The sequence below is a fragment of the Mesorhizobium ventifaucium genome (genome assembly GCF_935822925.1).
Taxonomy (GTDB): Bacteria; Pseudomonadota; Alphaproteobacteria; order Rhizobiales; family Rhizobiaceae; genus Mesorhizobium; species Mesorhizobium ventifaucium.
Genome location: NZ_CAKXZS010000003.1, coordinates 191663 through 205300, shown reverse-complemented (window position 1 = coordinate 205300; position 13638 = coordinate 191663). Strand labels below are relative to the sequence as shown.

Genomic DNA, 13638 nt, shown 5'->3' with positions numbered 1-13638 from the left:
GAGCAGGGCGAGCCGGAACAGGCGGCCAAGCCTGAGAAGCGGAAGGCCAAGGAGCAGCCCGCCGCCGAGCAGGAGCAGGCCGAGCCGGAACAGGCGGCCAAGCCTGAAAAGCCGAAGGCCAAGGAGCAGCCCGCCGTCGAGCAGCAGCAGGCCGAGCCGGAACAGGCGGCCGAGCCCAAACCACAGAAGCAAGAAAACAAGGCGTGCGACCCGCAGACTGGGGCGAACTGCTAGGTGTGCGGGTACAGACTACGGCACCGCGATCGTTCCACCGCGGTGCCGCGAAACGGCCGGGTTGGGCGGAACCCCTTTTATTGACCCAGACGACCCAGCAAAGACCTCGAAGGCCTACCCGCCGAAGAGGAACGCGTTGGCGCTCGCCTTTTATCGCTGCCAAGGATGATCCCGGCCGCTTCAGGCGACCCACGACCTGGGCGCCCAGTGCCGCGTTTTAACTTAGCCGCTACAGGTCAAAGTTGCGTAAAATGCGGACCGGAACTGGGTCGCCCAGGCGGTCTAAGTGTTCCTCAGATCGAAACGAGCCGAGCCTTCATTGGTCGCGTTGATTTCTGGCGACCTCGCCACCCGCCGTAAGCCATCCTGCGTCGAACCAGCGGTCCGCCGGCCCGTCATAGGGCAGCCGCGTAATATCCCAGTGGCTGACGAAGCGCGCATAGGCGTCCCACACGGGTGGACCGCCGCCGATGAAGACGACGCGGCCCGCAAAGCGCTGGAGCGTGTCCTCGGGATCCATGCTGGAGCGAACGACTACAAGTTCCCGATCCGCGCGAGCAAAATCCGGAACGCTCGCGGTCGTCTTGGGACCGGCGAGCAAGACGTGTCCTCTGGTGAGTTCGAAAAATCGTGCGACGTCGGCGACGAACTCCGGCGAGCGGTTGCCTTCCCAGGGAAGGCCTCCTTCGAGGCCGAGCTGCCCCGCTTGGCCGATGGCACACACAACTCTAACGACAGTCTTCTTCATGAGTGCTCCACCGATAGCCGGTCTGATCGCATTCGCAACGTTTGCACGTCATGCGGCGCCACGCGCTTTCGTAAGATGACCGAACGGCCTCGAACACCGCTCCCTTACTCCGCTGCGGTTGGCTGGTCCACCGCCTCGTTGAGGAGGTGGTTTTGAGTGTCGTCGTCGGCCGGACCATGGAATTGGCGCATTCAGGACGCGCGTCGGTTGTTTCGCAATCCTCTAATTCAGCGTCGCGGTTTCGAGGACCTGTGCCTTGCCTGGCTTGACAGAGGACTTCTCGCGACCGCAAGGTCTCGTGATGCAGACGATCAGTTGGAATGGATTTGCGCGTGGTGCGGCCGTCGGGGCAATCGTGCTGACGATTGGCACAAACGTCCCTGGGTCGGCGCGTGCCGACGGCTCGCTCCTTCTCACAAGCCCGTCTCAGCCAGCCAATGTCGGCGACGCGATGCTGGCGGCCGCCGCTTATCATGATTCCGGCGCATATGATCGCGACGTTGCCGCCGTGGCGAAGCAGGCCGGCGACTGGGTCGTCAAGCGCGCAAAGGAGGTGCCTCGCCCCGCACTGGTGCTCGATATCGACGAGACGGCTTTGGCCAACTGGGAAGTGATCACACGTGACAATTTCGGCCGCCCGATCGGCGGCGCCTGCGACATCGCAATCGACGGTCCCTGTGGCTGGGCCGCCTGGGACCAGCTCGCGAAGGACCCGGCCATCGACCCTGTCCTGGAGGTCTTCCGGCAGGCGCGAACGGCGAAAGTCGCAGTGTTCTTCATCACCGGACGTCCGGAGGACCAGCGTCATGCAACCGAACAGAACCTGCAATCGGCGGGCTATGCCGGCTATGAGCAACTTTACATGGTCCAGCCTGGAGCCAAATATGGTTCCGCCGCAGATTTCAAGGCACCCATAAGAGCCGAAATCGAAAAGGCCGGCTACACGATCATTGCCAATGTCGGTGACCAGCCATCCGACCTGTTTGGGGGACACGCCGAGAAGCTGTTCCTGCTGCCGAATCCGTTCTACAGGGTTCGCTGACGGCCTGCAATGCGCAAGCCGGGACGCTAGGCTCCTTGCCGTGCAACCATCTGCGCTGCCCAACGAAATGCACGCTAACCTTCGCAGCATCACTGGGGAAGATCCAGAATTGGCGCATTGTGCCGTTTCGGAAGGCAGCAGATAATCTGCGATTAGATCGGTAGGCGGGCTGCATTATCTCTGGGGCCGTTCCGGGCCTGAACAGCACGGAGCTAATTCGCAGAATTTTGCCGTAGCAGAAGTTTCGGCGGATCGCCTGGAAAGGCAAATCATCGACTTCAAAGGGCAGGGCGCCGGCGATGCCTCCTCCACCTTCAACCTGCCTTAGACGTTCTGGGTGACGCTATGGCCGAGACCGTAGTCGTCATCCACTCGCCTTGTAGCATCCCACCCGAAGGGCGCGCTGGCTGAGTTCGCCGCGTCCTGAAGCTCGGCGGGCGGCAGGTGTGAGACTCAGATCCCCGAGCACGCTGCAAAGGCATCTTGTCGGACTGAGGGGCTGGCTCCCGGTGCTGCCATCTGACGCGCGAGCCAGCGTGGCTGATCGCGGACGCCGGTTTCACCGTCCAGCCCCAAGAAAGAAGGCGGGTTCCCGCGCGACTCCGGCAGCTCGGAATTCAAACCGCGCGGGAAGCGCTCCCGGCGCTGAAACAAACGAAACACTTCGCGTTCGGCGCGGAAAAACGCCTGAAACAGGGATGGTTTAAATGCAATGGCAACCGCTGCATCCCGCGGCGCCAATCAATGGAGTGTTGCAATGTCGATAATGCGAGCAGCTTACCGCTCTTTCCGGGACTACCGGGTTCACTGTATGGCGGAACGGACTCTGGCGGCAATGGACGATGCCTTCCTGAGGGACATCGGGATCAGCCGGTCCGAAATTGGTTTGGTGGTCCGCGGCTTGAAGCGCGGCCAAGAAGACAAGGCGGGCTGAAACCAAAGCTTTCATTTAGGCTCCCGCTACTGGCCTGTGCGAGCGCGGCCGCCCTTCTGGCAGCGCCCGCCGCCAATGCCCATGAAACGGGCGTTCCGCATCGCCAGGCCAAGGCAGCGGTTGCAGAGGATTCGACAAGCGTCCCGCTGTTCGAAAACCTCGGCAGTCATTCCTTACCCTGTCACCACCGCCAACCCGCTGGCGCAGGCCTATCTGGGCGGCTGCGGCACCGATCACCGACACATTGAACAGATCTGCATCCACTGCCCGGAAGCGGGTTGAGAAGGATCACACAGGGCGAGATCGCCCTCAGGGAGGACATCATGAGCGACAATTTGAGATCATATACAATCAGACTCGACAACGGACTTTCGTTTCCATGCGTTGAGCACGGCAATCCCGCCGCGACGCCGCTGCTGCTGCTGCACGGATATACGGACAGTTGGCGTTCGTTTGAGCCTGTGCTGCAGAAGTTCCCGGCTTCGGTCCGCGCGATCGCGTTCACGCAAAGGGGGCACGGCGAAGCGGGGAAACCCGCCGAAGGCTTCACCCCCAGAGATTTCGCTTCAGATGCCGTGGCGCTGCTTGACCGATTGGGCATTGGCCGCGCGGTTATCGCCGGCCACTCGATGGGCAGTTTCGTCGCGCAGCGGATTGCGATCGATCATCCCGACCGGGTCGCGGGGCTCGTCCTCGAGGGCTCGTTTCCGGCAATGACGGGCAATGCTGGCGTGGATGAGCTCTGGCGGGAGGTTGAGCATTTCACAGATCCCGTCGAAAGGGACTTCGCCTTTGCTTTTCAAAGCAGCACGCTCGCGCAGCCGATCCCGCGCGCGCTTCTTGAAACCTTCGTCGACGAAAGCCTCAAGACCCCCGCTCGCATATGGAAGAACGCGTTGAGGGGGCTCAGGGACGCCGACCATACGGCGGAGCTTGCACTCATCCGGGCGCCAACGCTGGTCATGTGGGGTGCGGCCGATGCATTGTTTCCGCGCTCGGATCAGGACGTGCTCCTCGCACGGATTCCAGGCGCCCAGCTGTCGCTCTACGACCGGGCCGGCCACTCGATCCATTGGGAGGAGCCGCTTCGCTTCGCTTCGGATGTCGCTGCGTTTGTCGAGGCCAGGACTACGTCCCAACAAGCCGCCAAGGCGCTGACAAGTGCAGCCAACAGGCTCCCGCTGCAGCCGCGGGCGCCGGCATTTCTTCACCAATCATCCTCCCGCGGACGCGCCATCGCTTCAGCGACGGAGAAACTATGACCGAAAGGAAAAGAACATGCAGTCCAACAGGAAAACTTCATTACGTGCCTTGGCCGGTTCTTTGATGCTTGCCAGCTCGATGCTTGCCGTGACCGCATCGGCGCACGAGCAGACCAAGACCGAGTTGTACAAGCCTGGCGTCAGCTATGCCGCAGGCAGCGGGAAACCGACCGAAGGCGAACGACCGCCGCTCTACCAAGGGCTCGGCGACCTCACCATGCCGATCACCACAAAGAGCAAGGAGGCACAGGCCTATTTCGACCAAGGCCTGCGGCTCACCTGGGGCTTCAACCACGCGGAGGCGCGGCGCTCCTTTCAGGAGGCCCAGCGGCTCGATCCGGAATGCGCGATGTGCTACTGGGGCGAAGCCTTCGTGCTCGGGCCGAATATCAACGATGCCATGCACGAAGAGGCGAAAGCCCCTGCCCGTGATGCGATCCAGCGGGCCGAAGCGCTGAAGGCCGGCACTGGCGGCAAGGAACGGGCGCTGATCGACGCACTGGCCAAGCGTTACGGCGCCAACCCCACGGCGAGCCGACCGCCGCTCGACCGGGCTTGGGCGGAAGCCATGGGCAACTTGGCCAAGGCCTATCCTGACGATGCCAACATTCTCGTGTTTTATGCCGATGCGCTGATGAACCTGCAGCCATGGGACTATTGGGAGGCGGACGGGCTGACGCCCAAAGGACAGGGAGGTGAGATCGTGGCCGCGCTGGAGCGTGCGCTCGAAATCGATCCGAAGCATCCTGCAGCCGCGCATCTCTACATCCATGCCGTCGAGGCCTCTGCCGATCCGTCGCGCGCGGAAGCCGTGGCCGACCGCTTGCGGGGCTCCATGCCGGCGGCAGGTCATCTCGTACACATGCCCGCCCATATTTATGCGCGGGTCGGTCGTCACGCCGACTCGATTGCTGTCAATCGCGATGCCATCAAGGCGGATGAAGCCTTCTTGGCACAGTCGGGTGAAGCGGCGAGTGCGCTCTATCGCTTCGGCTATTACCCGCACAACGTCCACTATCTGATGGTCTCGGCCCAGATGGCGGGCGTACGGGGCGACGTTATCGGCTCAGCGGAGAAGCTCGCCACCATTACCTCGGACAACGTCTCGCAGGAACTGGCATGGGTACAGGCAATCAAGGCCGCGCCCTTCAGCGCGCATGCCCAGTTCAGCGATCCGGATACGATTCTGGCACTTCCCAGCCCAGGTGACCGCTTCCCCTTCGTCAAAGGCTACTGGCACTATGCGCGCGGTGTGGCTCTCGCCTTCAAGGGCGATCTCGAAGCGGCTTCGTCCGAAGCAGAAGCGATCGAGCAGCTCATCGACAAAGCCGATATGAGCAGCCTTGAAGAGCAGTACCTCCCTGCAAAGGACGTGCTCGGGATCGCCAAGTTCGTCGTCGAAGCCCGCATCGCACAAGCCAAGCGCGACTATGTCGAGGCGGAGCGTCACCTGAACGAAGCGATCCGCCTGCAGGACGGGATCTCGTATATGGAGCCGTCCTACTGGTATTATCCTGTGCGACAGACACTCGGTGCCGTGCTCCTCCAGCAGGGTCGCGCAGAAGAGGCGATCGCCGCCTTCGAAAAGGCGCTTCAGGAGTCGCCGCGCAACGGTTGGGCGTTGTGGGGCCTGCTGAAGGCGCAGACAGCAGGAAACCAAGATACCACCGACACGAAGGCGGCATTTGCCAAAGCTTGGCTCGGCGATGAGAGGCTGCTTTCTCTCGGCCGGCTCTAGCAGCCGGACACGTTGCAAACGCGAGCGCAGCGCCATCGCGGAGGAGTCCTTCGCTTTCACGATGGCCGCTTTCACGGTGGCGCGGCCAAATCAAGCCGCGCCTATCCGAAACGACGTTCTCCAACCTTTGCATAACATGAGAGAAGCGCAATGAATGAGTTTCATCGGAGCCTTGAGCAGGCCGATACGCTTGCGGGGCGTCGCCTTCGCCGCAAAGGGTGCGAGCGAGGCGGCGCGCGCCGAGACCGTCGCAATCTGCAAGCTCGCTGCCGGGACCGATTTTTCCACGGAGACGGCGGGACGACTTCGAAAATCAGAGGTTGAGGGGGCTATCCCCCTGGAGCCACAAAACCGCATAAGCCGCAAGGGATGAGGCGCTGGTCCACCAGGGGCGGCGCGCTCAGGAGTAGAGGTAACCCATGCCGCGGATCGTCCTGATCACCTCCGGCTTGGAGGGATCGACCTCGATTTTCTTCCGCAGGCGCGAAACGCGAATGTCGATGCTGCGATCGAAGGGATCCCATCCGCGGTCATGGGCGAGTTCGAGCAGTTGATCGCGGTTGAGCACCCGTCCGCGATGTTCGCTGAATACTTTCAGAAGCCGGAACTCCATCGCGGTGATCGCTATTTCGACCCCCTCGGCGTTGTATAATTTGTGTGCGTCCGGGTCGAAGCGGCACTTGCCGAACTGGACCTGGTGAGGGCCCGTAGTACCCGCTTTCTCCGCAGCTCGTTCGCTCGCCGATGTTCTGCGCAGCACGGCCTTCACCCGCGCCAGCAGCTCCCGCAGGTCCACGGGCTTCGCGACATAGTCGTCGGCGCCAATCTCCAGTCCGATAACGCGGTCGACGATTTCCGCCGATCCGGTCAGCATGATAATGGCAACGTCTGAGTGCTCTCGTAGATATCGCGCCAGGGAGAGGCCGTCCTCGCCTGGCATTCGGATATCCAATATGACCACATCGACGTGCTGGCTATTAATAAGGTCACGCAGGGCAGGCCCCGCGTTGGCCGTCGTCACGGCATAGCCATGATGCTCCAGATATTCCGCCACCGTGTCGCGGATATCCGGTTCGTCATCGCAGACAACTACGTGTGCGTGCGTCGTCAAAATCGACCACCGAGCAACTAGCCTAATGGATAAGCTGCCCCTGAAGTGACGTGCAAATCCACGGATCTGTCAAGTATTGTTGTTGACCAGATTCGAGACAAACGAACGGAGCTCGTTAGGTTTGATCGGTTTCTCAAGATAGGGCCGTTTCGCGGCGCGCAGGAACATCTGCGCGTCCGGACTGATCGTGTCCCCCGTCAGGAAGGCTAACCTGTCGAGCTCGGCCGGATGGAGCTTGGCAATCTGGTTGAACAATCCCCTTCCGTCCATGTTCGGCATTTTCAGATCGCTCAGGATCAGCGCGAAAGTGCGGTTCTTGAGGTGCAGCAGCGCTTCTTCGCCGGATCTGGCAATGGTGACGTTGAAACCATCACGCCTGAGCACCTCAGCAACCAGCTCACCCACTTCCTCTTCGTCGTCCACCACCAGACAAGCGATGCCGGTTGAATTCGGCAGCTCGTCTTCGGCCGTTTCGGTTCCTTCGTCGAGACGCTCCGAAGCAGGCAGCGAAAGTATGAAGGTCGAGCCACCCCCCTCGGGGGATTCGACCTCGATGGTTCCCCCATGGGATTGAACGATCCGATGACAGAAGGATAGCCCGATCCCGGTTCCTGCCCCAATCTCTTTCGTTGTGAAGAACGGCTCGAAAATCCGGGGAAGTATCTCTTTGGGAATTCCCGGACCCGTGTCGGCAACGCTGACGACTATGTTGCCGGTTTTGGGATGCAGCTGCGTTGAAACCGTGATTGTCCGTCGCCCTTCCCAGCCGTGCAACGCCTGTTCTGCATTGACAAGCAAGTTGATCAGCACCTGGCCAAGCTGATCGGGATCCGCCCAGATTGGGGGAAGACCAGGTTCAAGATGAACTGAAAGCCCGATGTCCGACGATCGAATCGAATAGCTCGCCACTTCGACCGCTTCGGAAATGATGTCATCGATCGCAACGTTTGAGGTTCGCGTCGGCTGCTGTCTGGCCATAGCCAGAAAAGTCTTGACGATCCTGGCGCAGCGTTCGGCTGCCTTGCTCATCTTGTCGGCGCGTTCAACGACCTTGGCGTCGGTAGCGGTCTCCTTCAACAGCGATGACAGGCCAAGCACCACCGAGAGCGGATTGTTGAGCTCATGCGCCACCCCGGCCAGCAATCCACCGAGCGCCGACATTTTTTCGTTCTGGTGCAGCGTCTCGCGCTGCCGCTCCAATTCCTGCTGCATTTCGATACGGTCGGTGAGATCGTAGGCGTGGGAAACGATCACCTTCTCACCGTGGAAATCGATCAGTCGAGACGAAATCGAGCACCAGCAGGTTCCACCGTCCTTGCGTTTAAGCTGGGTTTCGAAATCGTCGACCAACCCCGTCGCGAGCAGCCGCTCGACGTATCGGATCCGCTCTGAAGGATCGACATAATAGTCAACGGCGCTGGTGACGTCGCCGAGCAGATCAACGGTGGCGGGGCTGCGGTAAAGCAGCTTGCCGTCATGCGCGCGGGTCATCTGGATGTTGACGGGGCAGGCTTCGAGGACTTTTCGGACCAGTTCATCCGCTTCCTTGGCGGCCTCCTCGGCCCGCTTGCGCTCTGTAATGTCGACACGGGTGACCACGAACCCGCCTTCGCGGGTCGGACAGTTCGAGACGAAAAACCAACGCCCGTCCGTATGACGGAATTCCTGTTGCCGGAATTCGCGGCGGTCCCTTGCCCTCTCGGCAAGCCAGTCGTCGATCTTGTCGCGTGGAACCGGAAACTGGTTGCGCTCTGCGGTGACGCGGAGGAAATCGAACCAGTTCACCCCGGGAACGAGCACATCCGCGCTTATCGCGTGCATCTGGCGGTACCTGCTGTTGGCCAGCACCAGGCAATCGTTCCTGTCGTAGAGGGCAAACCCTTCGGCCAGAGATTCGATCGCGTCGATCAGCCGCTCGTTCGCCTTGCGCGTTTCTTGCTGGGCGGTGAGCATGTCGGTGATATCAGTCGTGTTCGACACGATCACCTGCCTTCCCTGGAAATCGATCAGGCGAGCGGAAATCGAAGCCCAGAAGGCCTTGTTCTCGGTGTCGTACTGCTGGACCCGAAAATCGTCGATCCGGCCCTTTTCGATCAAAGTGCGCTCCAATATCGCGCTGCAGTCTGGATCGACATAGTGGTCGGTTATCCGAGGACGGTCTGCGTAGAGATCTCTGGTAGCAGGATTGCGGTAGAGCGTTTCTCCCTCGAACGTGGTCATGCGTATCGGCGAAGGGCAGGCATCGAGCACCTTTTGCAGCAGTGCCGTGGCGTCGCGCTCGAAAGCCTCGGCCTTCTTGCGCTCGCTGATGTCGGCGCGCGTTACGACGAAGCCGCCAAGATCGGTGGGATGTATCGATACCGAGTGCCATTTGCCGTCGGAGAGGGGGACCTCGAAATGGGAGTGGAACTCGATCCGGCTTTGGATCCGCTCGTCGAGCCACTCATCCTCGCGCCCAACCGCATTGCGGAATACGCCGCGCTTGGCGGATTCGCGAAGGAGCTCGTTCCATTCCACACCCGGTTCAATGAGATCCCGCACCGGGTGGTTCAGTTCGCGGTAAAGGCTGTTGCACATGACCAGGCGATGATCTTCGTCGTACAGTGCGAATCCCTCGGAGAGTGATTCAACGGCGTCTGCGAGCATCTCCCGCGCCGCAGCGACTTCGCCGTCACGCTTCTTCTGCTTGGTCACATCGGCGATGCCGGCGAGAACCACTTGCCGCCCTTGGAACTCGACGATCCTGAGATTGCCCGTGGCCCAGAACTCCTGGCCGTCGGGTCTTTTGAGAAGCACTTCGCAATTTTCGACGACGCCCTTTTGCATGAGCTCCCGATTGATTTCCCGGTGCTTCTCGGGGTCGACAAAGTAATCGCCGAGCCGCACCGTCTCGCGTTGCGCCTTTTTGCTCCATCCAAGCAGCCGTTCGGCAGCATTGCTCTGGTAGATGAGTTCCCCCGAACTTGCGTCGTTCATCCATACCGGCAATGGATGATGCTTGATCAGGAAACCGAACAGATCCTCGCGCTGCTTGCGTTCGGTGATATCCACTACCCCGATGATGAGCGAGGGGCGTCCGCCGTAGACGCCGCGACGGCAGTTGGTCGAACACCAGACGGCCGATCCGCTTGTGTTTCTGAGCTGGATTTCGTGATCCCGGACGATCTCGCTGTTGCTGGCGAGAGAACTGATTTCATCGAATTCGCCAGAATTCACGAAATGATCCGTCAGGAATTGCGGCTCGTTCGGCGTCCATTTTCGGCCAAGCAGGTTCGACGCATCAAGGCTTTCGTAGAGGATCTGCCCGTTTCCCGAGTCCACCACCCAAACCGGCAGCGGGTGACTGTCGGTGATGCAGCGGAATATCTCGGCGTTCTCCTGGTGCGCAATCTGCGCTCGCTTCATGTCGGTAATGTCGACGCTTACCAGGGCCATGCCGCCATCAAGCCGAGGATGTGCGGTGAGCAACTTCCATCGGCCATCCAATGTCTGAGCTTCAACTGGAGCGTCGTCGATTTGCGTCCATCGCGCCGCGGCGCTTTCAACAAATGCGTTGCCCGGCTCAATTGGGCGGCCGTCGAAACTCCTTAGATGTGAGAGGGCTTCGGCGACGGCGGCAATGGCGTCCATCGGCTGCTTCTCGCCGCGGTCGAGCCGCTGGTTTCCAAATATCTGCGGATTGCTGTCGACGAGAACGCTGTTGGCGTCAAAAAGCGCATAGCCTGTATGTGTGGATGGCACCGGATTATCAGGCCGCATGGTCGTTTCCCTTTGTTCGCGGTGATCCCGCGAGGGCGGATAATAGCCCCTCTTTGTTTCAGCACACACTCAGACGCTGCGTGATTTGTTTCAACTGTTTCGGCGCATGGGAGTCTTCGCCAGCTGACGCCGCCGCGCGTGCCGCTGAAACAAACGAAACACTCCCACCGCACCACAGAAAAACGTCTGAAACGAAGGCGGTGTATGACAAGAAGAGCCGCAGATGCGGCAGATACAACCGGCGAAACGCAAATATCCAGCGCCCAGGACGAACATCTAGTCCTGGCGAGTTGCCGACGCGTCTTGCTCCGAAACCTGAGGGTTCAAAATGGATAAGCCAATAACTTCGTACGATTTCCCCGGCCGGCTCCGCGCCAACATTATTGACCAAAAACATCCGGCCTATGAAGAGGCTCGCGGGCTCTACAACGCCATGATCGACAAGCGGCCGCGCTGGATCGTCCCCTGCGCCGAGGTCGCCGACGTCGTCGCGGCAGTCAATCATGCCCGAGAGAAGCATTTGCTCCTTGCCATTCGCGGCGGCGGCCACAACGGTCCAGGCTTCGGCAGTTGCGACGGCGGAATGGTCATCGACATGTCGCCGATGAAACGGATCGATATCGACCCCACGACTCGCACGGTCCGCGTCGAAGCCGGCTGCACTCAAGGCGATGTCGACCGCGCCACCGGCGCTCATGGGCTGGCGGTGCCGGCGGGCCTCGTCTCGACCACAGGCATCGCCGGACTGACGCTGGGCGGCGGCACGGGCCATCTAACGCGCAGACACGGCCTCACCATCGACAATCTGCTTGCGGCCGAGGTCGTGCTGGCCGACGGCAGCGTCGTAACGGCAAGTGAAGACGAACACCCGGATCTGTTCTGGGCGCTGCGCGGCGGCGGCGGCAACTTCGGCGTCGTGACGCGCTTCACATTTCAGGCGCATCCGGCGAAGGATGTCTATGCCGGGCCGATCTTCTTCGACATCGAACATGCCGCAGAGATCATGCGCTGGTACCGCGACTTCCTGCCCGGAGCGCCGCGAGAGCTCGGGATGTTCTTCGGCATCAAGACGGTGCCCTCCTGCGACCCTTTCCCGCGCGAGATCTGGGGAAGGCGCGTCTGCGCGCTGATCAGTTGCTACAACGGCGCGGAGGAGGACGGCATCCGGGCGATGCAGCCCGTGCGCGACGCGCTTCCCAGGCCTCTGATGGACGGTATGATGCAGATGCCCTTCGTCGATCTGCAGGCACTGTTTGATCCGCTGCTGCCGAAGGGCTTGCAGTGGTACTGGAAGGGCGATTATGTCGACGAGCTGTCCGATGCAGCCATCGCAGCCCATGCCGAGCACGGCTCGAAGACCCCGAGCGAGCTGTCGCTGATGCATCTCTACCCGATCGACGGAGCGGTCCAGGACGTGGCTCCGGACGCCACCGCCTGGGGAGCGCGGCGAGCGCGTTGGTCCATGGTTATCGCCGGCATCGACCCCAACCCGACGAAGGCGCCGGAGTTGAGGCGCTGGGCAAGCGAGTATTGGGCCGCGGTTCACAAGCACAACCCGCATGGTGGCGCCTATATCAACTTCATGATGGATGATGAAGGCGAAGCGCGCGTACGCGCCGCATACGGCGCCAACTATGAGCGGCTCGTCGCGGTCAAGCGCAAATACGATCCGGCGAACCTCTTCCGCGTCAACCACAACATCCAGCCGTAAGCCGAGGCTGAGCCTGTCCGTCCTTGGGTCGCGCCGAGGCGGACAGGCCTGTGGCATGCGTCGGCTGCGCGCCAGAGTTCGCAACCTTGTCGAGCCCGGACCACAACCATCCAAAAAATGCGGCCCGCCCCTCGCGCGTGCCGCCGAAACAAACGAAACACTCCTACCACACTATAGAAAAACGCCTGAAACGGAAGCGGTGTATGACAATAAGAACCGAAGACACGGAAGATTCAGCGGGCGAAACCAAATATCCAGAGCCAAAAACCGAACATCTAGTCTTGGCGAGGGTCGACATTTTTTGCTCCGAAACCTGAGGTTAAAAATGCATAGGCCAGTTACTTCATACGATTTCCCCGACCGGCTCCGCGCGAGCCTTGTTGACCAAAACCATCCGGCCCATGAATGGGCTCGCCGGCTCATACAGCCCCATTATCGACAAGGGGCAGACGTCAACCCCGCTACGCGACGGCTGATCGCGAACAGCCGCCATTCGTACAGGCCGCGCTGACGCTGCCGATTGGTGATGATCTCGGCTGCCATTGAGCAGCCCACCGAACAGCGCACGAACGCAACGAGAGACCGTGCGCTGAACAACCTGCCGCCGCAAATCCAGGAGGATAGCGGTTGGTCGGTTTGCCCAAAGGGCATGAAAAAGACGGCCTCATCGATGCGGTGCGGGGCACGGCGCGTCGAGGCCAAACGCTAACCCTCAAAATGGAGAATTGAAATGCTTAGGATCGTTCTTGCCACTGCCACCTTCCTGTTTGCCTCCGGCATGGCTTTTGCCGGCAGCGACCACTATGGCTCCGACTACAGCCATGGCTCCTTCTATCCGAAGACCGGTCACAATTCGATGGTGTCCGACAACGGCTACGCGGTCGACCCGCGCGGCACAGCGAGTGTCGACACGACCGACAGCGCACCGACCTCGGCAGGAAATTCGATCTTCGATATCCCCGCACCGGGTTATGGACAGGGGATCTGGGGGCGCTGACAACAGCGTTCGGCCGGCACGGTCGAGATTTCGACTTCCAAGCGGCGGGCTCGCCCGCCGCTTGGAAAGCGGTTGCGGCGGCTTCGACCGGAGCACCCGATC

The 13638-nt window shown here is 61.0% G+C and carries 9 protein-coding genes and 1 pseudogene; 7 read left to right on the top strand and 3 right to left on the bottom strand.

The annotated features are described in order from the left end of the window. A pseudogene (locus NMG70_RS33180) lies at positions 1 to 234 on the top strand (hypothetical protein); the annotation flags it as partial. A gap of 316 nt (positions 235 to 550) precedes the next feature. On the opposite strand, the gene NMG70_RS02835 reads toward NMG70_RS33180, so the two are convergent. Then, on the bottom strand, positions 551 to 982 hold the full coding sequence (locus NMG70_RS02835; protein ID WP_254023117.1) for a dihydrofolate reductase: 432 nt from the start codon (positions 980 to 982) through the stop codon (positions 551 to 553). Positions 983 to 1238: 256 nt separating this feature from the next. Here NMG70_RS02835 and NMG70_RS02830 point away from each other — a divergent pair, with 256 nt between their 5' ends. The 4 genes from NMG70_RS02830 to NMG70_RS02820 all read left to right on the top strand — a co-directional run bounded on the left by NMG70_RS02830 (position 1239) and on the right by NMG70_RS02820 (position 5958). Continuing rightward, positions 1239 to 2024: an HAD family acid phosphatase gene (locus NMG70_RS02830; protein WP_254023116.1), complete on the top strand. Its 786-nt coding sequence runs from the start codon at positions 1239 to 1241 to the stop codon at positions 2022 to 2024. A gap of 712 nt (positions 2025 to 2736) precedes the next feature. Then, positions 2737 to 2958, top strand: a complete 222-nt coding sequence (locus tag NMG70_RS32605) for a YjiS-like domain-containing protein (protein WP_367185482.1) — start codon at positions 2737 to 2739, stop codon at positions 2956 to 2958. 323 nt (positions 2959 to 3281) lie between these two features. After that, positions 3282 to 4220: an alpha/beta fold hydrolase gene (locus NMG70_RS02825; protein WP_254023115.1), complete on the top strand. Its 939-nt coding sequence runs from the start codon at positions 3282 to 3284 to the stop codon at positions 4218 to 4220. 16 nt (positions 4221 to 4236) lie between these two features. Further along, positions 4237 to 5958, top strand: a complete 1722-nt coding sequence (locus NMG70_RS02820) for a tetratricopeptide repeat protein (protein WP_254023114.1) — start codon at positions 4237 to 4239, stop codon at positions 5956 to 5958. Between the two features lie 400 nt (positions 5959 to 6358). Here NMG70_RS02820 and NMG70_RS02815 read toward each other — a convergent pair whose 3' ends face one another. Together NMG70_RS02815 and NMG70_RS02810 are read right to left on the bottom strand one after the other, a co-directional pair. Next, positions 6359 to 7069 (bottom strand): response regulator, encoded by a 711-nt coding sequence (locus NMG70_RS02815; RefSeq protein ID WP_254023113.1) that lies wholly within the window; start codon positions 7067 to 7069, stop codon positions 6359 to 6361. A 69-nt stretch (positions 7070 to 7138) separates the two neighbouring features. After that, the gene (locus NMG70_RS02810) at positions 7139 to 10828 is read right to left on the bottom strand and encodes a PAS-domain containing protein (protein WP_254023112.1); all 3690 of its coding nucleotides are present in this window, start codon (positions 10826 to 10828) and stop codon (positions 7139 to 7141) included. A gap of 328 nt (positions 10829 to 11156) precedes the next feature. Between NMG70_RS02810 and NMG70_RS02805 the strand changes: the two genes are divergently transcribed. After that, the gene (locus NMG70_RS02805; RefSeq protein WP_254023111.1) at positions 11157 to 12539 is read left to right on the top strand and encodes an FAD-binding oxidoreductase; all 1383 of its coding nucleotides are present in this window, start codon (positions 11157 to 11159) and stop codon (positions 12537 to 12539) included. Between the two features lie 730 nt (positions 12540 to 13269). After that, positions 13270 to 13536, top strand: a complete 267-nt coding sequence (locus tag NMG70_RS02800) for a DUF680 domain-containing protein (RefSeq protein WP_254023110.1) — start codon at positions 13270 to 13272, stop codon at positions 13534 to 13536. Positions 13537 to 13638: the final 102 nt, after the last annotated feature.

Excerpts from the sequence above, each read along its gene's own strand:
- NMG70_RS02825 (WP_254023115.1), top strand. The coding sequence starts at position 3,282 with ATGAGCGACAATTTGAGATCATATACAATCAGACTCGACAACGGACTT.
- NMG70_RS02810 (WP_254023112.1), bottom strand. The coding sequence starts at position 10,828 with ATGCGGCCTGATAATCCGGTGCCATCCACACATACAGGCTATGCGCTT.
- NMG70_RS32605 (WP_367185482.1), top strand. The coding sequence starts at position 2,737 with ATGGCAACCGCTGCATCCCGCGGCGCCAATCAATGGAGTGTTGCAATG.
- NMG70_RS02800 (WP_254023110.1), top strand. The coding sequence starts at position 13,270 with ATGCTTAGGATCGTTCTTGCCACTGCCACCTTCCTGTTTGCCTCCGGC.
- NMG70_RS02835 (WP_254023117.1), bottom strand. The coding sequence starts at position 982 with ATGAAGAAGACTGTCGTTAGAGTTGTGTGTGCCATCGGCCAAGCGGGG.
- NMG70_RS02805 (WP_254023111.1), top strand. The coding sequence starts at position 11,157 with ATGGATAAGCCAATAACTTCGTACGATTTCCCCGGCCGGCTCCGCGCC.
- NMG70_RS02820 (WP_254023114.1), top strand. The coding sequence starts at position 4,237 with ATGCAGTCCAACAGGAAAACTTCATTACGTGCCTTGGCCGGTTCTTTG.